Annotated in this window: 21 protein-coding genes and 1 pseudogene; 16 read left to right on the forward strand and 6 right to left on the reverse strand. The window is 61.6% G+C overall.

Annotation, left to right across the window (positions count from 1 at the left end):
• Position 1: 1 nt before the first annotated feature.
• From QAZ22_RS27595 to QAZ22_RS27615, 5 genes and pseudogenes are all read left to right on the forward strand, one after another.
• Positions 2 to 1132: a glycosyltransferase gene (locus tag QAZ22_RS27595; RefSeq protein ID WP_278207961.1), complete on the forward strand. Its 1131-nt coding sequence runs from the start codon at positions 2 to 4 to the stop codon at positions 1130 to 1132.
• Complete coding sequence (locus QAZ22_RS27600; RefSeq protein ID WP_278207962.1) at positions 1129 to 2223, forward strand: glycosyltransferase; 1095 nt, start codon at positions 1129 to 1131, stop codon at positions 2221 to 2223. The genes QAZ22_RS27595 and QAZ22_RS27600 overlap by 4 nt, the downstream gene beginning before the upstream one ends.
• A complete protein-coding gene (locus tag QAZ22_RS27605) occupies positions 2220 to 3329 on the forward strand; it encodes a glycosyltransferase (RefSeq protein WP_278203967.1) in 1110 nt (369 codons plus the stop codon). The genes QAZ22_RS27600 and QAZ22_RS27605 overlap by 4 nt, the downstream gene beginning before the upstream one ends.
• Before the next feature lie 23 nt (positions 3330 to 3352).
• A pseudogene (locus tag QAZ22_RS27610) lies at positions 3353 to 4306 on the forward strand (UDP-glucuronic acid decarboxylase family protein); the annotation flags it as partial.
• A gap of 438 nt (positions 4307 to 4744) precedes the next feature.
• A complete protein-coding gene (locus tag QAZ22_RS27615; protein ID WP_278203968.1) occupies positions 4745 to 4903 on the forward strand; it encodes a DUF3309 family protein in 159 nt (52 codons plus the stop codon).
• A gap of 89 nt (positions 4904 to 4992) precedes the next feature.
• Here QAZ22_RS27615 and QAZ22_RS27620 read toward each other — a convergent pair whose 3' ends face one another.
• The 6 genes from QAZ22_RS27620 to QAZ22_RS27645 form a co-directional block, all read right to left on the reverse strand.
• Positions 4993 to 5877, reverse strand: coding sequence for a cytochrome c oxidase assembly protein (locus QAZ22_RS27620; RefSeq protein ID WP_278203970.1), 885 nt, complete (start codon positions 5875 to 5877; stop codon positions 4993 to 4995).
• 62 nt (positions 5878 to 5939) lie between these two features.
• Positions 5940 to 6536: a cytochrome c oxidase subunit 3 gene (locus QAZ22_RS27625; protein WP_278203972.1), complete on the reverse strand. Its 597-nt coding sequence runs from the start codon at positions 6534 to 6536 to the stop codon at positions 5940 to 5942.
• Entirely contained in the window at positions 6537 to 8450 is a 1914-nt protein-coding gene (ctaD, locus tag QAZ22_RS27630) for a cytochrome c oxidase subunit I (RefSeq protein WP_278203973.1), read from the reverse strand.
• On the reverse strand, positions 8447 to 9529 hold the full coding sequence (coxB, locus tag QAZ22_RS27635) for a cytochrome c oxidase subunit II (RefSeq protein WP_278203975.1): 1083 nt from the start codon (positions 9527 to 9529) through the stop codon (positions 8447 to 8449). The genes ctaD and coxB overlap by 4 nt, the downstream gene beginning before the upstream one ends.
• A gap of 169 nt (positions 9530 to 9698) precedes the next feature.
• Complete coding sequence (locus tag QAZ22_RS27640; protein ID WP_278203977.1) at positions 9699 to 10772, reverse strand: c-type cytochrome; 1074 nt, start codon at positions 10770 to 10772, stop codon at positions 9699 to 9701.
• An 89-nt stretch (positions 10773 to 10861) separates the two neighbouring features.
• On the reverse strand, positions 10862 to 11314 hold the full coding sequence (locus QAZ22_RS27645) for a c-type cytochrome (protein ID WP_278203978.1): 453 nt from the start codon (positions 11312 to 11314) through the stop codon (positions 10862 to 10864).
• 210 nt (positions 11315 to 11524) lie between these two features.
• Here QAZ22_RS27645 and QAZ22_RS27650 point away from each other — a divergent pair, with 210 nt between their 5' ends.
• The 11 genes from QAZ22_RS27650 to QAZ22_RS27700 all read left to right on the forward strand — a co-directional run bounded on the left by QAZ22_RS27650 (position 11525) and on the right by QAZ22_RS27700 (position 20911).
• Positions 11525 to 12628: an inositol-3-phosphate synthase gene (locus QAZ22_RS27650; RefSeq protein ID WP_278203980.1), complete on the forward strand. Its 1104-nt coding sequence runs from the start codon at positions 11525 to 11527 to the stop codon at positions 12626 to 12628.
• On the forward strand, positions 12625 to 13221 hold the full coding sequence (locus QAZ22_RS27655) for a histidine phosphatase family protein (protein ID WP_278203982.1): 597 nt from the start codon (positions 12625 to 12627) through the stop codon (positions 13219 to 13221). The genes QAZ22_RS27650 and QAZ22_RS27655 overlap by 4 nt, the downstream gene beginning before the upstream one ends.
• Before the next feature lie 13 nt (positions 13222 to 13234).
• Entirely contained in the window at positions 13235 to 14335 is a 1101-nt protein-coding gene (locus QAZ22_RS27660; RefSeq protein WP_278203984.1) for a glycosyltransferase, read from the forward strand.
• Positions 14335 to 15135, forward strand: coding sequence for a nucleotidyltransferase family protein (locus tag QAZ22_RS27665; RefSeq protein WP_278203986.1), 801 nt, complete (start codon positions 14335 to 14337; stop codon positions 15133 to 15135). The genes QAZ22_RS27660 and QAZ22_RS27665 overlap by 1 nt, the downstream gene beginning before the upstream one ends.
• A 2-nt stretch (positions 15136 to 15137) precedes the next feature.
• A complete protein-coding gene (locus QAZ22_RS27670; RefSeq protein ID WP_278203988.1) occupies positions 15138 to 15899 on the forward strand; it encodes a TIGR04290 family methyltransferase in 762 nt (253 codons plus the stop codon).
• Positions 15892 to 16824 carry a beta-xylosidase gene (locus tag QAZ22_RS27675; RefSeq protein ID WP_278203990.1) on the forward strand — a complete coding sequence of 311 codons (933 nt, stop codon included), beginning with the start codon at positions 15892 to 15894 and terminating at the stop codon, positions 16822 to 16824. The genes QAZ22_RS27670 and QAZ22_RS27675 overlap by 8 nt, the downstream gene beginning before the upstream one ends.
• A 7-nt stretch (positions 16825 to 16831) precedes the next feature.
• The gene (locus QAZ22_RS27680; RefSeq protein WP_278203991.1) at positions 16832 to 17677 is read left to right on the forward strand and encodes a PIG-L deacetylase family protein; all 846 of its coding nucleotides are present in this window, start codon (positions 16832 to 16834) and stop codon (positions 17675 to 17677) included.
• Entirely contained in the window at positions 17674 to 18738 is a 1065-nt protein-coding gene (locus tag QAZ22_RS27685; protein WP_278203993.1) for a glycosyltransferase, read from the forward strand. The genes QAZ22_RS27680 and QAZ22_RS27685 overlap by 4 nt, the downstream gene beginning before the upstream one ends.
• On the forward strand, positions 18735 to 19721 hold the full coding sequence (locus QAZ22_RS27690) for a GNAT family N-acetyltransferase (protein ID WP_278203995.1): 987 nt from the start codon (positions 18735 to 18737) through the stop codon (positions 19719 to 19721). Before QAZ22_RS27685 ends, QAZ22_RS27690 begins: the two co-directional genes overlap by 4 nt.
• A complete protein-coding gene (locus QAZ22_RS27695) occupies positions 19679 to 20629 on the forward strand; it encodes a class I SAM-dependent methyltransferase (protein WP_278203997.1) in 951 nt (316 codons plus the stop codon). Before QAZ22_RS27690 ends, QAZ22_RS27695 begins: the two co-directional genes overlap by 43 nt.
• 63 nt (positions 20630 to 20692) lie before the next feature.
• Positions 20693 to 20911, forward strand: coding sequence for a hypothetical protein (locus QAZ22_RS27700; RefSeq protein WP_278203999.1), 219 nt, complete (start codon positions 20693 to 20695; stop codon positions 20909 to 20911).
• The last annotated feature ends 155 nt before the right edge of the window (positions 20912 to 21066 follow it).

Here is a 21066-nt window from a genome sequence, read left to right on the forward strand (position 1 = left end):
CATGCGGTTCGTATTCTACACCCATTCCGTCGTTTCCGACTGGAACCATGGCAATGCGCATTTCCAGCGCGGCATCATGCGCGAGCTCATCGCACGCGGGCATCACGCATTCGCGCTCGAGCCGGCGGACGGGTGGAGCCGTTCGAACCTGATGACCGAACAAGGCTCCTTCGCCATCGAACGTTTCCGAAAGGATTTCCCCGAGCTCGTCCCGGTAACCTACGATGCCTCTTTCAATCACGAGGCATGGTTTGCCGACGCGGATGTGGTGATCGTTCACGAGTGGACAGATGCAGACATCGTCGCCCGTATCGGGCGAGCCAAGCTCAACGGTGGCAACTTCACACTGCTGTTCCACGACACGCATCACCGCGCCGTGTCGGCCGCGCAGTGGATCTCGGCACTCAGTCTTGAATACTATGACGGCGTCTTGGTGTTCGGCGAGGCATTGCGGGAGAGCTATCTTCGCGCCGGCTGGGGCGGACGGGTTTTCACCTGGCACGAAGCAGCCGACGAACGGTTGTTCAAACCTTCTCCCGATGTCGATCGCGAGTCGGATCTAGTCTGGGTCGGCAACTGGGGCGATGACGAACGCAGCGCGGAAATCCAGGAGTTCCTTGTCGAGCCGGCGCGTGCGCTTAGCCTGTCGGGAACAGTTCACGGCGTGCGATACCCTGCCCAAGCACGGGCAGCACTGGCCGACGCTGGTCTCAACTTCCAGGGTTGGCTCGCCAATGCCGACGTCCCGAAGGTATTCGCGCAGCATCGTGTCACGGTGCACATTCCGCGCCGCCCCTATCGGGAACAACTGGCCGGAATTCCGACGATCCGCATGTTCGAGGCGCTGGCTTGCGGCATTCCTTTGATCTCGGCGCCCTGGCCGGACGTCGAAGGGCTGTTCCGTCCAGGCCAGGATTTCCTCTGTGCCCGCGACGGCGCCGAGATGCGGCAACGCCTGCGCGAAGTGCTGAATGATGCCGGACTGGCGAAGGCATTGGCGGCCGCCGGGCTGGAAACCATTTTCGTGCGGCACACGTGCCGGCACCGCGTCAACGAACTGTTCGACATACTCGCCGCGTGCGGCAATCGCTCCGCGATCGACAGCACGACAGCAAAGGAGGCTGCCGCATGAAAATCGCCTTTTACGGATCCAGCCTGTTATCATCCTACTGGAACGGCGCCGCCACCTATTATCGGGGCCTGCTGAAGGCGCTTTCCCGGCACGGCTACGACATCGTCTTTTATGAGCCGGATGCCTTCGACCGTCAGAAGCACCGCGATATCGAGATCCCCGACTGGTGCGACGTCGTTGTCTACGAAGCCACTCCGCATGCGCTGATGCAGGTTGCCTCCCGCGCCGCGCAGGCCGATATCGTCGTCAAGGCGAGCGGCGTCGGCTTCGAAGACGAGGCCCTGTTGCGCGCCGTGCTAGACCACTCCCGCAGAGACGCACTGACGGTGTTCTGGGACGTCGACGCCCCTGCAACTCTTGGCGAACTTCGGAACGATCCCGATCACTCTCTCCACGAGGCGATGAAAAGAATTGGCCTCGTGCTGACCTATGGTGGCGGCGATCCCGTAGTGCGCGATTATCGTGCGCTTGGCGCGGCAGCATGCGTGCCGATCTACAACGCGCTTGATCCCGAAACACATCACCCTGTCGCCGGGAATCCGCGTTTTGCCTGCGATCTCGCCTTTCTCGGTAATCGCCTGCCGGACCGCGAGGCGCGGGTCGAGTCCTTCTTTCTCGAACCCGCTTGCGCCTTGGCCGATCACCGTTTCCTGCTCGGCGGGTCGGGTTGGGATGACAAGCCGCTGCCTGCGAACGTTTCCTGGCTCGGCCATGTCGGCACGCGAGATCACAACGCGTTCAACGTCACGCCAAAGGCAGTGCTGAACATCAGCCGCGACAGCATGGCCAGCAACGGCTTTTCGCCGGCAACGCGGGTCTTCGAGGCGGCCGGCGCGGGCGCGTGCCTCATCACCGACGCCTGGGCCGGCATAGAGATGTTCCTGACCCCTGGCGAGGAAATCCTGGTCGCGCGGGACGGCGCCGATGTCGCCGCGATCATGCGCACCCTGACACCACAGCAAGCGAAGGCGATTGGCGCGGCGGCACTCGCTCGGGTTCTCGCAGAACACACCTACACGTTGAGAGCTGAGCTGGTTGACGCCATCTTCAGGGCGCATTTCGAGCGTCGAGCCGTGGAGGCTGCGGAATGACGAACCCGCTCGACATCGTTTTCATAGGCCTTTCGCTATCCTCCTCCTGGGGCAACGGTCATGCAACAACGTTTCGGGGACTGCTGCGCGCGCTCAACAAGCTCGGCCATCGCATCATATTCCTCGAACGCGATGTACCCTGGTATGCGCATCATCGCGATCTGCGCGACCCCGATTTCTGTGACTTGCGCTATTACGACACGGTCGATGAGCTCCGGCGCAACCATCAGCGAGAGCTTCAACTTGCCGATGTTGTGGCCATTGGCTCGTTCGTACCCGAAGGCAGGGCGATCATCGACGATCTGGCGTCGTTGTGCACCGGGCAATTATGCTTCTACGACATCGACACGCCGGTGACGCTGGCAAAAGTCGCCGAAGACAACTGCGACTATCTCGCGCGACGGCAGATCCCCTATTTCGACGTCTATTTCTCGTTCACGGGGGGACCGACGCTCGATCGCCTGAGGCTCGAATTCGGTGCGCGCCGGGCGGAGCCGCTCTACTGCTCGGTCGACCCCGAGCGGCATCATCGGACCGTAAGCAAGATCGTATGGGATCTGGGCTATCTCGGCACTTACAGTGCGGACCGGCAGCCGATGTTGGAAACGCTGCTGTTTGAGCCGGCGCGAAGGCTGCCGGAGCGACGGTTCGTGGTCGCCGGTTCGCAATACCCGCCCGAGATCGCTTGGCCTTCCAATGTCGAGCGGATTGAGCACCTGCCGCCTACCGACCACGCAGCCTTCTATAGCAGGCAGCGTTACACGCTGAACTTGACACGCACTTCAATGATCGCAGCAGGCTGGTCGCCCAGCGTGCGGCTTTTCGAAGCCGCGGCGTGCAGGACGCCGATCATAAGCGACCGCTGGCCCGGCCTTGAGCGCTTCTTTCCACCCTCAGCGATCCAGACGGCTGCGAGTGCGGACGATGTGAAGGAAATCCTTCTGGGGCAGTCGGAGCGCGCCAGGCTCAACATGGCCAGGCAAGCTTGTTCGCTGGTCCTGGCCGGACACACCGGAGATGCTCGGGCACGCGAGTTCACGTCCGTGCTCGTGGAGCCAAGACAGACACGTCCGGTGCTCGATCTGGACGTCGAAAGTGCAGCATGACAGGCATACAGGAGAACATAGCGATGCGGCGCTCAAGAAAGGCTCAACAGACACGGACGGTGCTCGTCGCCGGCGGTGCCGGTTTCCTCGGTTCGCACCTATGCGAGGCCCTGTTTGGCGACGGCCATCGCGTGATCTGTGTCGACAACTTCCTCACCGGGCGTATGAAAAACATCACAACCCTTATCGGCCAATCGCGGTTCCGGCTGATCGAGCAGGATATCTGCACTCCACTCCAGCTCGGTGAGCCGGTCGACCATATTTTCAACCTGGCATGCGCCGCGTCGCCGCCCCGCTACCAAGCCGATCCGGTTCACACCACGCGCACCTGCGTGATCGGTACGCTCAACCTGCTCGAGCTTGCCGTGCGCGACGGCGCAAGGTTCCTGCAGGCCTCGACGAGCGAAATCTACGGCGATCCCGAACGGCATCCGCAGCGTGAGGATTATCTCGGCCACGTGAACTGCATCGGTCCGCGCGCCTGTTATGACGAAGGCAAGCGCACCGCGGAGACGCTTTGCTTCGACTATTTGCGGGCCGAGATGGCCGACGTCCGTGTCGCTCGCATCTTCAACACATACGGCCCGAGAATGGACCCTGCCGACGGCCGCATCGTCTCGAACCTGGTCATGCAGGCACTGCAAAGGCGGCCGCTGACCATATTTGGCGATGGCCGACAGACGCGATCTTTCTGTTACGTCACCGACCTTGTCGAAGGGCTGCTGCGGCTCATGGCCATTGAGCCTAATCCGCGCCAACCGCTCAATCTCGGAAACCCGGGGGAATTTACCGTCCTGGAATTGGCCGGTGTGGTCAGGGAATTGACCGGCACCCAATCGCCTATGAAATTCCTACCTTTACCGGAAGACGATCCTCGCCGGCGGCGGCCAGACATAGACCGTGCGAAGGCGCTTCTCGGGTGGTCGCCCAAGGTGCCGCTCAGGCAGGGCCTGCTGCGGACAGTCGTTTACTTTGCCGATCTCGACGACACGGCGACGGTACCGCCGCTCGCATCGAACGCCACGCCGGACGCAGGCGGATCGGGATCTTTCAGCTCCAAGGACGCTGATCCGGCGAGCGTTCTTTTCGCCCGGACGGAACATCCGACCAAGGTTCTGGTTGGACCTGACAACCAGTTAGGAGAACATAGCCGTGCAGTCGAAGCGACCAGCCAAGGACATCGAGCAGATGGCGGACGCGGAAACCGCCGCCTTCCTGCGACGAGCCTCCATCACGTATCTCGAATGCTGCGTCAGCCTGATGATGACGCATCTCCAACGCGAAGAAGTAGCCAGCATCCTCGAACAGGAGGCTGACATGCTGCGCAGTCTGGACTGAAGCCGTGAGGCCCTAGGCACCGTTCCATTTTCGCGACTACGGCCCGGCGTTGCGCAAACCAAGAAAGGAGAACCGATATGGGTCTCAGTACAATCCTCTTCATTATTCTTATCTTGGTGCTGATCGGCGCGATCCCGGCTTGGCCGTATTCGTCAGGTTGGGGCTACGGGCCTTCAGGCCTCGTCGGCGTCATACTCATCGTCCTGGTGGTCCTGGCCCTCATGGGCCGGATTTGAGGCCGTAGCCCCGGGGCACACCCGGTCGGAATCCTGACGAAAACGAAGTGCCGTCCTCTCTTCGCCACTTCCAGTAGATTGCCGTTGCATTAATTTTGAACAGAACTCGGAGTGTCGGCGGCCTTCTTCTCAGTATACGGACCGGTTTCGATCCAAAACGCCGCCAGAATCAGCGCAGCAGCCAAATAGAACGCGGCGGCACCCACCCACATGATCAGGCCCCCAAGCTGCTGGTCTTCCAGCGCCGTCAGACTCCATTGCGCGGCTGCCGAGTGCCTTGGAACGAACATTTCATTTTTTGAAAGAGCCAGGATCGCGCCGAGCAGCCCGGAATGCGTGGAGGTGAAGAACAGATAAAACACCGATGCACCGTAGCCTCTCCGGCGCGCTCGGCCATTGAGCAAGGCCCACCAGAAGAGCAGCGCGCTTGCCAGGAAGCTGAAATGCTGCAGCCAGTGCACCGGCTCGCTCGCAATTGCGGCATCGAAGAGAACCGGTATGTGCCATGACCAGATCGCGAGGCCGTGCAGGATCGTCGCGGACGCTGGCTCGGTCAGACCTCGCCACGCCATTCGCACAACCGGCCATCGCGCCCCGCGCGCAAGGCGCCGCCGCATGGCGTGCGGGAAGGCCCACAACATGGCGCCGAGTGGTCGCGACAACACAAGCGGAGGAGCCGCGGCGACCATCAGGACCTCGTGCTCGATCATGTGTGCCGTAAAGAGCCGCTCGCCCAATTCGTGCAGCGGCGACACGAGGGCCGCGGCAAGCGCTGCCCAACCCGTCGCGAAGCAGGCCAGTTGCCACCATGCGACTCCGCGCTCTACTCCCGCCCGCCGCCAAAGCCGCGCCATGCCACCGAGGTAAAGCAGCAACGCTAGGCCAAGCGGGATGGCGGTGATGCCGGAGAGGGACCAACCGCCAGGTACTTGATCCGCGCCATGTGCGAGCGCTACGGCTGGCGCCAGCGGCATGCATACTGCCGAAGCAAGCGCTCTGAGCAACTGTGCTCTTCTAACGCGGAGGACGAGCCGCATCAGAGCCTCGGCAGCCAATAAAGCACCGCGTAGAGCGGCAGCCACGACAGGACGACAAAATACCAGTAGAAAGCATTGTCTTCGGCATCGCTGAAGCGTTTGCCCGTTCCGTGTCGCGTGAACATAAGCACGGTCAGCACGAGCGTGTCGGCGACGTCCGTCAGCACGTGCACGCCATGCAGACCGAGCAGAAGCCAGACAAACGAACCGTAAGCGTTGTCGCTCCAGCGTACCGGCAAGACCGAAAATTCCATGATTCGCAGCCAGACAAGCGCCAGACCGACCGCGCTCATGACCAGCAAAAACAACCGCACCGAGCGCAAGCTCTCCTGCATCGCTGCTCGCTTGATCAGAAAATTCGGCAGTGCGCTGAGAACAAGGACGAGCGTGAAGAGCCCGGACCAGAACAGGTTCAAAGGAACCGCATCCTTCGCCCAATGCGTGTTGGTGACGGCCAGGTAAAGATAGCCGCCGATGCCGAGGGCGAAGCCGGTTCCCTCCAGCAGACAGAACGAGAAGGTTCCCCACCAGGGCGTGACACGCGACCCGAAGGCATAGGTCGGTAAACCGGAGACATCGATGACGCTGCGGGCCATCTAGACGTTCTCCTCGGTGGTTTTCGGCCAGAACCAGGCGACCAGCACGAGGGCGACGACGGGCGACCCCCAGGTAATCGCCCACGGTGTGTAGATCGAACCGATAAAGGCGACGGCGGTGGCGAACGCCGCCAGAAAAGGCCAGATCGATGGCGCCGGCGATTCCTCGCGAATGTCGGGATTGGCTTCGGTGACGCTAGTCACGACCAGCTCGCGCTCATCGACCTTGAGGCCGCTGACCACCGACGTGTCACTGTCCCGGTCCCATAGCGGACAGCCGCTTGCGACAGCGGGGATGCGGTCGAAATTTTGCGGCTGGGGCGGCGAGGTGGTCGCCCATTCCAGTGTGTCGGCGCCCCAGGGATTGTCGCCGGCAAGGGCACCCGAGCGGGCGCTGACGACCATGTTCCAGAGCATCAGCAGGAAGCTTGCGAAGAACAGCAGTGCACCGGCGCTGGCGAGAAGGTTGAGCCCGCCCCAACCCATCTCCGCCGGATAGGTATAGACCCTGCGTGGCATGCCGCGCAGGCCGAGCAGATGCATCGGGAAGAAGGCGACGTTGAAGCCGATGAAGGCAAGGGCGAACTGCCATTTGCCGAGTCGCTCGTCCATCAGCCGGCCTATCACCTTCGGGAACCAATAATAGACGGCCGCGACAAGCGGAAAGACAGTGCCGCCAATCAGCACATAGTGGAAATGGGCGACGACGAAATAGGTGTCGTGCACCTGGGTATCGATTGGCACCGAGGCCAGCATCACACCCGAGAGCCCGCCGGCGACAAAGATGAAGAAGAAACCGAGCACGAAGATCAGCGGTGTCTTGAGCACCGGCTTGCCGTCCCACAGCGTCGCGATCCAGCAGAATATCTGGACGCCGTTCGGAATGGCGATCGCCATGCTGGAGGCGGTGAAGAATGCGGCGCCTACCTCGGGCAGGCCCGTTACGAACATGTGGTGAACCCACAAGCCAAAGGATAGGAAGCCGATTGCAATCAGCGACAGCACCATCGGCAGATAGCCGAAGACCGGCCGCCTGGAGAATGTTGCGACGATCGCCGAAACGAAAGCGGTTCCAGGCAGGAAGATGATGTAGACTTCGGGGTGGCCGAAGAACCAGAAAAGATGCTGCCACAGCAGCGGATCGCCGCCTGCATCAGCATTGAAAAACTGCGTGCTGACCAGCCGGTCCATAATCAGCATCGATGAAGCGAGCATGACCGCCGGCATGGCGAAAATGATGATGAAAGAATGGACAAGCATGGTCCACACGAAGAGTGGGATGCGGTCGAGTGTCATGCCCGGCGCACGCTGCTTCAGGACCGTGACGACGATCTCCACCGATACCGCAAGCGCGGCGACTTCGGTAAAGGTGATCATCTGCGCCCAGTAGTCTGGCCCCTTGCCTGGAGTGAAATCCAGGTTTGCGAGGGGCACATAAGAGAACCAGCCGACATCCGGGCGGATGCTCAAAGCGAAAGCGCCCCATAACATCAGCCCGCCAAACAGGTAGACATAGTAGGAGAAGGCGTTGAGACGGGGAAAGGCGATGTTGCGGGTGCCGACCATGAGCGGCACCAGATAGACGGCAAACGCCTCGCCGACCGGCACCCCGAACAGAAACATCATCGTTGTGCCGTGCATGGTGAAAAGCTGGTTGTAGAGCTCGGCGCCGACGAGATGACTGTCTGGCCGCGCAAGCTGCAGCCGCATAACGATCGCCAGGATGCCGCCGGCCAACAGGAAGGCGAAGGCCGTCACGGCATAGCGGATGCCGATTGTCTTATGATCAACCGTCGAGAGAATGCCAACCAGACCACGCGGCGTGCCCCAGGTCTTGTTCAATCTTGCGCGCAGTTCCTCGTCGCCCAGATCGATATCACGGACTTCGTGACGTTCTTCGACTGCCGGACTCATTGCGAATTCTCCGACGCGGTCGCGGATCGAGCCGACCCGGCCGAGGCAACGACGCGTTGCTTCGCAAGATGAGCGATCGACTTGGCTGGCGCCGCTTGACCAGTGCGCCAGCGTTCGAACTCGTGCGGCTCCATTGCCACCACGAAGATCGCCATATGCGCATGCTGCTGACCGCAGAATTCGGCACATTGGCCGCGATATATGCCTGGCTTATCCGCTTCGATCCTGAGTTCGTTGCTTTTGCCAGGAATGAGATCGAGCTTGCCGGCGAGGCTTGGTATCCAGAAAGAGTGGATGACATCCGCGGTGGCGAGTTTGATGTCGACGGGGGTGCTAACCGGAATACAAATCTCGTTTGCCGTCTCGAAGCCATCCTTTCCTTCGTAGCGGACCTGCCACCACCATTGATGCCCTATGACGGAGATTGTCAGCGCCGCCCCTGCCCCGCTCCTGAAAACCGCCTTTTGTCCGCCGAAACTGAGCACGGTCAGCCCTGCGAGAATGATGGTGCTCAACGCCAGCATCGCAGCGAAGGCGACCTGCATTTGTGGTTTGACTGCTGGACGGGTCTCAGCGGGCCAGCCGCGACCGCCGCGCCTGTGTACCAGCGCGAGGAGCAGCCCCGCCATGGTGAAGAGCCAGACAGCACCGAGTACTGCCGTGAACGTCCGGAACAGAGCGGCCAGAGCGTCGGCCTGTCCGCCATGCGGATCGAGGACCGACTGCATGCCGGTGCAGCCCGAGACGGCAACGGAGCAGGCCGTACCGACGAGACCTCGCAACGCCGTCGCTCCCCTTTGGGAGACTTTCGGAAACGGAGGAAACACGGCATCCGGAACTCTCCGGTTCCGTTCCGTGTTGTTGGGTTGATCCGAGGCCGAGGAAGCGGAGCCGTGAGTCTCAGAGACGACATGAGGGTTTTCCGTGAGCCCGGATTTTACGCTGCGACATTCCTCGCCTTCTGCCTGGTCGGTGGCGTTCTTCTGTTTTGCGGCATCTATGCGCCATAGGTTCAGCAGATGCCGGGGGCGATCGCCCGCCCCGAAATTCTGCATCTCATGAGCCTGCCAGGAATCCATTCAGCGTGCTTCACCCAGAGGAGGATGCTTCAGCCGGCTCTCCACTTTACACGGCCGTCGGTGCGCTTTGGGAACTGGCAGCAAGGAATAAAGTTCCTTGGGGATGACCTCGGCCTGCCCCGCAGCATCGGCCCTCTCCGCTCTCGGTTCCACGAACGGCCCGTCGTGGTCATCGAGGACCTTCGGAACGCTTGGAGAAAAAGGCCGATACCGCCCGTATATCGTCGTCCGTGAGGCGTTGGGCCGCGGTCGCCATTATACGCCAGAATGGCGTGCCGCCTCGGCTCTCGGACCGGAACAGCTTCAGTTGCCGTTCGAGATATGGGGCATGCTGACCATCAAGGCGCGGATAGACCGGATTTTTGTCAGAGCCGATGTGACAGCCGGAACAGGCAGGTACGTTCCGCTCCGGAATTCCGGCTTTCGCGATTTGCCTCCCCTTGTCGATTAGTTCCGCCGGCGTCTGATCGCGGTCCCCTGAGATCGGTGGCTGCGCCGCAAAATGCCGGGCAAGCGCAGCCATCTCGGCAGAAGCGACGCCCGTCACCGGCAAAGCCATGAAGCCACTCGCGCGATCGCCTCTGGCAAAGGCCTCTAGGCTGCCGAGCAGGTAAGCTTCTTTCTGCCCGGCCAGCGCGGGCACGAGATCGCCCCTGCCCCCGGCGTCGTTTCCGTGGCAGCGCGTGCAGTCGGCGAGGGCATCTGGAGTGGCAAGCGGCCGATCCTCGCCGATTGCGTCTCCAGCATCAAAGGCAAGCGCTCGAAATTCATTCGCATCAAGCTTCGGAAGTTCCCGCAGTAAGGCAACCATCGCCCAAACCTCATCGTCCCGGTCGCGGGCCGGCCAGGCGGGCATGCCGGTGAAACGTATTCCATGCTTGACGATCCGAAAAAGTTGGGCGTCGGTCCAGTCTCCGACTGTCAGCGCAAGATCCGGTGGCTGCGGAAGCATGCGCATCACCGCCGGCGAGCGGGGCTCGCCCGGTTCGCCGTGGCAGATCGCGCAACCCCGCGCAAAATGGCCAGCTGCCGCCGGCAGCCCCCGCCGGTCGAGAGTTTTCGGGGCATCCACCGCCAATGCATAGGTGCGCACGGCCGAGCGCATGGCGAGTTGAAGGAACCAGGCTGTCACTTTCCAATGGCCGCTGCTGGCACCGACGTTGAAAAAGCCGATCCACGCTCCTAGCAATATGACGACAGGCAGACCGATGGCGCCGAACACGACATGCTTCAGGCGGATCATTGTCGGCTGATCCTTCACCCGGTTAACGGCATCTTGACCGGAGGCAGCATTGGACGGCTTGGACCAGGAACGGGGTCGAGACCCGGACATCACTGCAAGGCCTTCAGATATCGCGCGATCGTCTGGATTTCGGTTTGCGGTAGCATATCGAATGCCGGCATTTTCACGCCTGGCTTCAACAGATCGGGTCGAGCGATGAATCTCGCGATGGCTTCATCGGTATTGGGCAGAACGCCGGCACCGATCGCCCTTCGCGATCCGAGGTGGGACAGGTCCGGGCCAATCGTCCCGTCAGCCTCGGTGCCTCTTATGGTGTGGCATGCGCCGCAACCGTTGCGCAGGAACAGAAATAACCCACCGGCGGGCGAGTCTTGAGATGCAGTGGGACCCTGAAGCTGGGGGGCAGTCAGAGCTATCGGCGCGATCGGAGGCGTGACGATCTGCGCCCGTTGATGGCCGAGTTCCTCGGCTGCGACCCAGCTGCCGCCCTTGGCAAGAAGCCAAAACGCGCAACCGGCCAGAAGGCCGATATTTGCGGACATGACAATCGCCCTCGCGCTTTAACTTCGCAGGATGGGCGAGGTTCCATTCCGGCATTCCAGATGCCGCTCCCCTTCTCAGGTTCGACATTAGCGCGCCATCGGAAGTGTTGACCGGCGACCAGCACAATTTTTCAGACGGCAAGGAACATTCCTGGCCGATCCTAGTTCGGCGGCGAGGAACTTACCTCCAACAGCAGAGGCGGCGGTTTCGTGACATCCAAAAAAGTTCGCATCGGCATCGTCGGCGTTGGCAATTGCGCATCCTCCCTTGTGCAAGGCCTCACCTACTATCGCCAGGCAAAAAGCAACGAGCCGATACCCGGGCTGATGCATGCCGATCTCGGCGGCTATCATGTCGAGGACATCGAGGTCGTCTGCGCCTTTGACATCGCAAAGAGCAAGGTAGGGCGCGATGTATCCGAAGCGATCTATAGCGCCCCGAACAACACCTTCCGGTTTGCCGATGTGGCTCCGATTGGCGTACGTGTGGAACGAGGCCCGACGCTCGACGGCATCGGCAAATATCTGCGCGATGAAATCGAGGAAGCTGATGAACCCGTCGCCGATGTGACCGCGAGCCTCCGAGAAAGCGGAACCGAGGTACTGGTTTCGTACCTGCCGGTCGGCTCTGAGGCGGCGACCTGTTTCTATGCCGAATGCGCGCTGGCAGCCGGTTGCGCTTTCATCAACTGTATACCGGTCTTCATTGCCTCGCGGCCCGAATGGCGGCGGCGTTTCGAGGAGCGTGGGCTCCCCCTCGTCGGCGACGACATCAAGAGCCAGGTAGGCGCCACCATTATTCACCGGCTGCTCGCCAATCTGTTCCGGGAGCGCGGGGTGCGTATCGACCGCACCTATCAGCTCAATTTCGGCGGCAACACAGATTTCCTCAACATGCTGGAGCGGGAGCGGCTGGAATCCAAGAAGATTTCCAAGACGCAATCGGTCACCAGCCAGATCGATGTTCCGCTCGAACCGGACAACATCCATGTCGGGCCTAGCGACCATGTACCTTGGCTCGCCGATCGCAAATGGGCCTACATTCGCGTCGAAGGTACGACTTTTGGCGGTGTGCCGCTGAATGCCGAGCTCAAGCTGGAAGTGTGGGACTCGCCCAACTCAGCAGGCGTGGTGATCGATGCCGTGCGCTGCGCGAAACTTGCCCTCGATCGCGGCATTGCGGGGGCGCTCACGGGGCCTTGCAGTTATTTCATGAAGTCGCCGCCGGAGCAGTTCACCGACGCCGAGGCCCGCCTGCGCACGCTCGCCTTCATCGCCGGCAGGGACGAGCCGATGCTCGATGCCGCCGAATGACCACGATCTTCTTTCTTATCCGGCATGCCGAGCACGATGATGTCGGCCGCTCCCTGCCCGGCCGCCTGCTCGATGTCAATCTCGGCCGCGCCGGTGAATCACAGGCGCTGCAACTCGCGGGCCGCATGGCGAAAGAGCCGCTCGCCGGGATCTTGAGCAGCCCACGCAAGCGCACCTTGGAAACCGCGAAACCTATCGCGGTCGCGTGTAGCATTGAGCAGATCTCGATCCGTCAGGAATTGGATGAGATCGACTACGGGGCGTGGTCCGGCAAAACGTTCGAAGAATTGAATGGCGATGCCGCCTGGCGAATGTGGAACGATCAACGGCAAAATGCGCGCACACCGAACGGCGAGACCATGCAGGATACGCAGCAGCGGGTCATCGGGCTGATGGATGCGCTTCGCCAACGAAACCCAAACCGATGCGTTGCACTGATCAGCCATGCGGACGTCATCAAGGCCGCGGTGTGCAAAGTCCTTGGTCTTCAGCTCGGCGACTGTTTCCGTTTCGACATTGAGCCTGCCTCGATCACCACCATTGTCCATGGCGACTGGGGTTCAAAGCTCATTCGCCTGAACGAAATCGCGTGACGGGAGCTGTCCGGTGCGGATGGTGATCTTCGGCCTCACTGTCACCTCCTCCTGGGGAAACGGGCATGCCACGCTCTGGCGCGGGCTGATACGCGCATTGGCGCCACTCGGCTGGAGCATCGGCTTCTTCGAACACGACACGCCCTACTACGCCGGGGCAAGGGATCTCCATCAACTCGATGGCGGTGACGTCCTGCTCTATCCGTGCTGGAGTGACATTGCGCAGACCGCGGCCATCGCAGTCCGCGAAGCTGACGTTGTGATCGTTACCTCCTACTGCCCGGATGCCGTTGAAGCCTCACGCCTTGCGCAAGAGGGCTGCCGCGGGCTGAAAGTGTTCTACGATCTCGACACCGCTGTGACGCTGGCACGCATCGAACAAGGCGACCAGCCATCCTATTTCGGCTCCGAGGGCCTTCGCGATTTCGACCTAGTACTGAGCTACACCGGTGGCCCGGCGCTCGATGCGCTTAAGATCATGCTGGGCGCGCGTCTCGTCGTGCCGCTCTACGGCCATGTCGACCCCGACCACCACCGGCCGGCACGGCCCAAGCCCGAGTTCGCCGGCGATCTGTCCTATCTCGGAACCTATGCCGAAGATCGTCAGGCGGGCGTCGAGACATTGCTGGTCGCGCCAGCTGCGCGGATGCCGGGTTGCCGCTTCGTAATCGGCGGCGCGCAATACCCGCAGGATTTCCCGTGGAGCGATAACATCTTCTTTGTCAGGCATCTGCCGCCTGCCGACCATCCGGCCTTCTTCTGCTCGTCACGGCTGACCCTGAACGTCACCCGCGAAGCGATGGCGCGCAAAGGCTGGTGTCCCTCGGGCCGACTGTTCGAAGCGGCAGCCTGCGGCGCAGCGATCGTTTCCGATGATTGGCCGGGCATCGACAGCTTCTTCAAGCCCGGCAGCGAAATTGTGCTTGCACATTCTACGGACGACGTGGTCGCGGCGCTCGGTTTGTCGGACGGAGAGCTCGAGGCGCTGCGCCGCCAAGCCCGCGAGCGCGTCCTTGATGAACACACGTCGACGCGCCGCGCCGCGGAGCTAGACCGGATCCTGAACGAGGCCGTTCGGGCGCAAGCGAGCGAATCTATGAAGGAAGCTGTCTGATGTTGGGTATCGTGCCTGCCGCCGGGCGGGGCAGCCGCATTCAGCCGCTTGGCTTTTCCAAGGAACTGCTGCCGGTGGGCAGCCGAATGGACGGGCAAACCGAACGTCCCTGCGCGGTCAGCGAATATCTGGTGCGCAGGATGGTGCGCAACGGCGTCGACAGGATCTGTTTCATCATCGGCTCGGGAAAGTCGGATATCCTCGAATATTATGCCGCCGGCTATGACAGCGCCGCCGCCATCTTCGTGGCGCAACCTTCTCCGGTCGGCCTTTGCGATGCGATCTTCCGTGCAGCGCCGATCGTCGCACCGGACGAGACGGTGCTGATCGGTCTCCCAGACACGATCTGGTTCCCCGAGGACGGCTTCTGCCATCTCCCGGATAACCAGCTGTCCTTCCTCCTGTTTCCTGTAGAGCAGCCGCAGCTTTTCGACGCCGTGGTCATCGATCAGCATGGCCGTGTCGAGCAGATCCAGGTCAAACAGCGGGACGCAGCCACGAACTGGATCTGGGGAGCATTCAAGATGCCGGCTCGCATCTTTCACCGGCTTGCCACGCTCTGGCGCGAACGGGACGGCTGTGACGAATATTTTGGAACACTGGTCAATGCCTATCTTGCCGCCGGAGGTGAAGCCTGGGGCGCCAAGGCGGGGTCGGCCTACGTCGATGTCGGGACATTCAATGGCTACCGAACGGCGCTCCGGCTGCTCGAAAATAACGACGCCTCGGACGAAGGCGCGCCGATATTCATGCCGTCGAGCCGCTCGCAAGTACCATCCTTGCCAGGCGAAGGAGGCTGATCATGCCGCATTCCGACGCGGAGATACGTCGTCGCATCGATGCGCTAGGCCCCTGGTTCCACAACATGGAGCTGGCGGGCGTGCAAACAGCGCCCGACCATTTCCTGGGCAACTATCCGTTGATCAAATGGCAGAAGTTCGCGGACGCGATCCCGGCGGATCTCTCGGGCAAGTCCGTGCTCGATATCGGCTGCAATGCCGGCTTCTATTCGATCGAAATGAAGAGACGAGGCGCCGATCGCGTGCTCGGGATCGATTTCGACCCGGCTTATCTGACGCAGGCGCGCTTCGCCGCCGAAATCGCGGATTGCGACATCGAATTCCGTGAGCTGTCGGTCTACGATGTCGCCGCTCTCGGCGAGAGTTTCGATATCGTACTATTCATGGGCGTCTTCTATCACCTGCGCCACCCGTTGCTGGCGCTGGACCTGATCCGCCAGCACGTCGCGCCGGACCTGATGATTTTCCAATCGATGCAACGCGGGAGCGGCGAGGTCCCCGCGCTCGAACAAAACTACCATTTCTGGACGCACGAGCTGTTCGATCGGCCAGAATTCCCGAAGCTGCACTTCGTCGAGCACCGCTATGCGGATGATCCGACCAATTGGTGGATCCCGAACCGCGGCTGCATCGAGGCAATGCTGCGCAGCGCCGGCTTCGAGATCCTGCTTCACCCGGAGGACGAGGTCTATTTTTGCCGTGCCTCAGGCGAGCCGGCGGGCGGAGGTGCAGTCTATCCCGCGAAAGGACGAAACGATGATTGAAGCCGCCATGATCTGGAACGAGCCCAACAACAAGTCGCATTGGGATCCCGAGCTCGATCCGGACTGGAGCCGCTTCGCCAGCATGGCGATCCAGGCAGCCGATGCGATCGGCCTCGAGAACCCGGCAATCACCCGAGTCCTTGGCGGCATTTCGCCTATAGATGCCGGCTTCATGTCGTTGATGAAGGGGTTCGGCGTACTCGATCACGTCGACGCCGTCGCCGTGCACGGCTTCCCGCTCGACTGGAATCTTTGGCAGATGCATGAATGGCCGCAAAAGCTCGGCGAGATCGCCGAAGTCACCGATCTGCCGATCTGGATCAGCGAAGCCGGCGTGTCGAGTTTCGGCGCCGAGGAGATTCAGGTCTGGGGTCTGCGCCGGACGGCGGAGTTGCTGCGCGGCAACGCGCCCCGCGTGCAATGGTATAGCCTTTATGACTTGCCTCACGCTTGGGGAGCGACGACGCGGCATCGTGAGGTGGAAGGCTCCTCCTACTACCGTCATTTCTACATGGGTCTGCTGCGCGAGGATGGCACGCCCAAGCCGGCTCTCGATGAATTCCTGCGCCACACTCCAGAGATGGGGTTGGTCCAGTGGTTCCATTTCGAAGACCACCGGCTGGACGACGCGGTCGCCTGGATGAAGCGCCTGGGCGTCACCAATCTGCGCACCGGCCTTTCCTGGGCCGACAGCTTCAGGCCGAATGCTCTCGACTGGTTCGACCGCCAGATGGAAGCGCTCGCCGACTTCGACGTCACTGTCACCTTTTGCTTCACGCCCGAACATCGGGGGCTGCAACCTCATCACACCAGCCCGCCACAGATGCCCGAAGAATTCGCCGAGTTCTGTGCCACGATGATCCGCCGTTATGCGCCTGCCGTGCGCGATGCCACCATGCCGGTGCGGCGGGCCTCGGCCGCGTGAGATTATCATGCCGTCCGCCGGTTACCCATTAAATGCGCTGGCCGAGTTCGCTACCTTGCTAACCTGCAAGGACATCGCTCCGGGTTCCGGCATAATGATTGTGGTGGCGCATCCAGATGACGAAGCAATCGGAATCGGCGGCCATCTTGCCAGGCTGTCTGGATGTCGGATCGTGCACGTAACGGACGGTGCGCCGCGCAATCTTGTTGACGCAAGAGCCTGTGGCTTCGAGACGCGGAAAGACTACGCTTATGCCCGTCGCGCGGAATTGGAGGCCGCGTTGTCTATCGCGGGCTTGTCGTCAGCGAACCTGGTCTCCCTCGACTATCCCGATACCGAAGCGGCCATGCATCTCGCCCACCTGGCACAGGAGCTGGCCTGCCTCTTTGCCGCTGGCGAAATCAGCTTTGTCTGCACGCACCCCTTCGAAGGAGGACATCCCGATCACGACGCCACGGCCTTTGCAGTGCACGCGGCCTGCCACTTGCTGCGCCGCGACCGGTACCCGGCGCCTGCCATCATTGAAATGGCGTTCTATGCCGCTGGGGAAGACGGCCCGATTTTCCAGAATTTCGTCACCAGTATCGGGGCAGATGGCCTCGAGGTTTGCCTGACCGAACCGGCCTTTCGGCAAAAGCAAGCCATGCTGGCCTGCCACAAGACGCAGCAGTCGACGCTGGCGCCATTCTTCAGTTCGACCGAGCGCTTTCGGCTGGCACCCGCCTACGACTTCCGCGCGCTGCCTAATAACGGGAGGCTCTACTATCAATCGCTGCCGTTGGGATTCGACCCAGCAACGTGGCTGAGCGCAGCGGCCGCCGCGCATCAGGGGCTTCGGCTTGATCAGCCATGACGCTCACCGTGCTCAATGTCGCTTATCCGCTTGCGCCCGTCGGCCTCGATGCGGTCGGCGGCGCCGAGCAGGTGCTGTCTTGTCTGGATCGCGCGCTGGTGCAGCAAGGCCATCGTTCCATCGTCGTCGCCTGCACAGGTTCCAGCGCAGCCGGCACCCTAGTGGAGACGCCTGCCGAAACAGGTGCGCTCGACGAGACGGCGAAGGGCCGCGCCCAGCGCGCGCATCGCGCTGCTATCGCTGCCGCCCGGGCGCGCTGGCCGATTGACGTGGTGCACCTGCACGGCATCGATTTCGACGCCTACCTGCCTGACGACGGTCCGACACTCGTGACACTACACCTGCCGCTCGCCTGGTACCGGCAAGAAGTCCTGATGCCGACCCGTGAAGACCTGTGGCTGCATGCGGTATCAGACGCGCAGCAAAGAACCGCGCCGGCTGGTTCCAGGCTGATTGCTCCCATTCCAAATGGCGTCGACATTGATGCGCTGTACAAGCCGCGATTGCGTCGCGATTTCGCGCTCGTGCTGAGCCGAGTTTGCCCGGAAAAGGGCATCCATCTGGCGATTGAAGCTGCCAAGCGCGCCAGAGCGCCGCTTGCCATCGGCGGCCAAATATATCCCTACGCCACGCATATCCAGTATTTCACCGACGAAGTGAGGCCGCGCCTCGACAGGCGGCGGCGCTTCCTGGGACCGCTCGGGTTTTCTGCCAAGCGGCGGCTTCTCAATTCAGCCCGGTGCCTGCTCATTCCGAGCCTTGCAGCGGAAACGAGCTCGCTCGTCGCCATGGAGGCGCTCGCCTGCGGCACCCCAGTCGTCGCCTTTCCGAACGGGGCTTTACCCAATGTCGTCGAGCACGGCACGACCGGATTTCTCGTCAACGACATCGATGAGATGGCGGCAGCCATCAACAACTCGGCCGACCTGGACAACGAGAGGTGTCGGGCAGACGCGCAGCGCCGGTTCTCGCTCGATAGCATGGTTGCGGCCTATATGGATGCCTATCGGGCGCTGGCAAAGCTCGGCGCTTCCCGCGCCGGATTGAGGGCAGCCCAGTGAGCGGCCTGCGCGCCGATGTGATCCAAGACCAAGCCGCGTTCGATGATCTCGAGCCGCATTGGTGGCCACTTTGGTCCCGAAGCACGTCCGCGACGCCTTTCCAGTCACCCGCTTGGCTATTGCCGTGGTGGCGGACATTCTCGCCGGGTGTTCTCTCCGCGATCGCCGTCTGGAGCAGAGACGATCTCGTCGGTCTGGCGCCCCTCTATCGCGAACCGCGTGCCTCCGGCTGGCTGCTGCTGCCGGTCGGAATCTCGCTGAGTGACTATCTCGATATTTTATGCGCGCCCGGTCGAGAAGCAGAGGTAAGCTATGTTATCGCCGAGGCGGCACTCTCGCTGGAATGGTCGAAATGGGTCCTTCCGGACCTACCGGCTGAGGCTGCTTCCCTCTGCTTTGATCTGACGAACGTCGCTGAGAGCCGATTCCCGAACTATGCCGCTTGTCCGGTGCTCTCGCTTGCCCGCGATGAGACACTTGCACGCTCGATACCTTCGCGGCGACGGCGTCAACTGCGCCGCGCCGAAAGAGCCGCGCAACGGCGAGGACGAGTAGCCATTGAGCGATACGAGGCCGATCCACGGACATTCATCGATCAGTTGGCCCGGCTGCACAACGCCCGTTGGGCCGGACAAGGTGTACTCACGCACATCGCACAGGATTTCCATAGGATGGCACTGCCTCGCCTCGCCGCGAATGGAATGGCGAGATGCTGGCTGATCGAGATCGGCGACACTGTCGTTGGTGCGTACTACGGGTTCCATCACCGCTGTCGCGCCTATGCGTATCTCGGTGGTTTCGACCCTGCCTATGCCGCGGAGAGCCCTGGCGCGATCCTAATCGGCACGGCCATTACCGAAGCCGTTCGAGAGGGGGCACGGGAGTTCGATTTTCTGCGCGGCCGGGAGAGCTACAAATATGGCTGGGGAGCAGTGGACCAATGGACGACACAAAGGGTCTGGAGCCGGAGCGCGCCACCATGACAGTCGCAGAACAAGAGAGAACCGTGCGGCGCGTTCTCGAGAATTGCATGGCGAGCGACATCTCCGCCGAAGTCGCAATTGCCAGATTAGCTCTCTACCTACGGACGGGTATCGACGCGGCAGAGCTGGCCGATATCGCACTGGACATGCGTTCATCGGCCCCCTGCCGGAGAGGCTGGCTCGAGGAGGTAGCTGTGCTTCTGTCTCGCAAGGGCGATGTCTTTGACAGTCTGCGATTAACGGCAGCTTCCGTGAGTCATGACCGCAGTGACGACGAAACGCGTGAGATGACTGTCAGCCGGCTGGCCAGTGGCTTTGATCAGGCGGCCGTCATTTCGCCAGCTGCAAGCGTCCAGCTCTCGTCCCTCGGCGATGAGGAAAGGCTTTCAGCTGCGACGGCCGAGATCGCCTCTTGGCTTGAGCAACAAGGCTTTTTGGGCACAGGCAAGGCGATACTCGACATCGGTTGTGGCATAGGCCGGTTCGAATGCGCGCTCCACGCGAGGGCAAAACATATTGTCGGCATCGACATCTCCTCCAAGATGCTCGCGATTGCGCGCCGGCGGTGCGCAGGCCTCGTCAACGTGAAGTTCCGCCGGACCTCAGGCCTCGACCTTGGCGAATTTGCCGCCGGCCGCTTTGATGGTGTGCTTGCGGTAGACAGTTTCCCCTATCTGATGCTCGCCGGTGTCGCCGAGCGGCACTTCAACGAAATGGCACGCGTGTTGCGGCCAGGAGGGACGGCAATAATTCTCAACTACTCGTATCGGATGTCACCGGCCCTCGATTCTTCCGATATCCGGCGTCTTGCCCACACATGCGTCATGGACGTCATCGTCGATGGCGAGAAGCCTTTCCGTCGCTGGGACGGCACGGCGTTTCTTGTTCGCCGTTCCGGCGGAACATAACCGGGATACCGAAGTTGGGATGCCAAACAACGCTCGACAGGCTGACACGCCCAGGAGAAGAAGATGGCATCCGGTGGCAAGAAACATATTGGTCGCGGCAGTCAGGGCAAGGGTTCCGGGACGGGAGCAAAGACCGAGCTTCCGAAAGACAGGGTTGGCGAAAACGACGTGCTGTCGAACCGGGATAAGAAGCAACACACGAAAGAGCGCGGCCTCGACAGCAATCGCATCAAGTCCGATCAATATCAGGACAACGCGGCAAACCGGCTCCCAAAAGATTGAGCTCGCAGTGGCTCTCATCTCTTAGGATCCGGCAGGCGCGCAAAGGGATCAGGTAAAGGTTTCCGCTTCGCCCACAGCCTGTGCGGAGCCGAAGCTGACCGGCGGCTGGGAGCGCCTTGCAAACTCCGGCCGTCTATGGTCTCAAGTGAATTAAG

Source organism: Mesorhizobium sp. WSM4906, assembly GCF_029674625.1.
In the GTDB taxonomy this organism is placed as follows: Bacteria; Pseudomonadota; Alphaproteobacteria; order Rhizobiales; family Rhizobiaceae; genus Mesorhizobium.

Excerpts from the sequence above, each read along its gene's own strand:
- QAZ22_RS27595 (WP_278207961.1), top strand. The coding sequence starts at position 2 with ATGCGGTTCGTATTCTACACCCATTCCGTCGTTTCCGACTGGAACCAT.
- QAZ22_RS27600 (WP_278207962.1), top strand. The coding sequence starts at position 1,129 with ATGAAAATCGCCTTTTACGGATCCAGCCTGTTATCATCCTACTGGAAC.
- QAZ22_RS27605 (WP_278203967.1), top strand. The coding sequence starts at position 2,220 with ATGACGAACCCGCTCGACATCGTTTTCATAGGCCTTTCGCTATCCTCC.
- QAZ22_RS27615 (WP_278203968.1), top strand. The coding sequence starts at position 4,745 with ATGGGTCTCAGTACAATCCTCTTCATTATTCTTATCTTGGTGCTGATC.
- QAZ22_RS27620 (WP_278203970.1), bottom strand. The coding sequence starts at position 5,877 with ATGCCGCTGGCGCCAGCCGTAGCGCTCGCACATGGCGCGGATCAAGTA.
- QAZ22_RS27625 (WP_278203972.1), bottom strand. The coding sequence starts at position 6,536 with ATGGCCCGCAGCGTCATCGATGTCTCCGGTTTACCGACCTATGCCTTC.
- ctaD (WP_278203973.1), bottom strand. The coding sequence starts at position 8,450 with ATGAGTCCGGCAGTCGAAGAACGTCACGAAGTCCGTGATATCGATCTG.
- coxB (WP_278203975.1), bottom strand. The coding sequence starts at position 9,529 with ATGGATTCCTGGCAGGCTCATGAGATGCAGAATTTCGGGGCGGGCGAT.
- QAZ22_RS27640 (WP_278203977.1), bottom strand. The coding sequence starts at position 10,772 with ATGATCCGCCTGAAGCATGTCGTGTTCGGCGCCATCGGTCTGCCTGTC.
- QAZ22_RS27645 (WP_278203978.1), bottom strand. The coding sequence starts at position 11,314 with ATGTCCGCAAATATCGGCCTTCTGGCCGGTTGCGCGTTTTGGCTTCTT.
- QAZ22_RS27655 (WP_278203982.1), top strand. The coding sequence starts at position 12,625 with ATGACCACGATCTTCTTTCTTATCCGGCATGCCGAGCACGATGATGTC.
- QAZ22_RS27665 (WP_278203986.1), top strand. The coding sequence starts at position 14,335 with ATGTTGGGTATCGTGCCTGCCGCCGGGCGGGGCAGCCGCATTCAGCCG.
- QAZ22_RS27670 (WP_278203988.1), top strand. The coding sequence starts at position 15,138 with ATGCCGCATTCCGACGCGGAGATACGTCGTCGCATCGATGCGCTAGGC.
- QAZ22_RS27675 (WP_278203990.1), top strand. The coding sequence starts at position 15,892 with ATGATTGAAGCCGCCATGATCTGGAACGAGCCCAACAACAAGTCGCAT.
- QAZ22_RS27680 (WP_278203991.1), top strand. The coding sequence starts at position 16,832 with ATGCCGTCCGCCGGTTACCCATTAAATGCGCTGGCCGAGTTCGCTACC.
- QAZ22_RS27685 (WP_278203993.1), top strand. The coding sequence starts at position 17,674 with ATGACGCTCACCGTGCTCAATGTCGCTTATCCGCTTGCGCCCGTCGGC.
- QAZ22_RS27695 (WP_278203997.1), top strand. The coding sequence starts at position 19,679 with ATGGACGACACAAAGGGTCTGGAGCCGGAGCGCGCCACCATGACAGTC.
- QAZ22_RS27700 (WP_278203999.1), top strand. The coding sequence starts at position 20,693 with ATGGCATCCGGTGGCAAGAAACATATTGGTCGCGGCAGTCAGGGCAAG.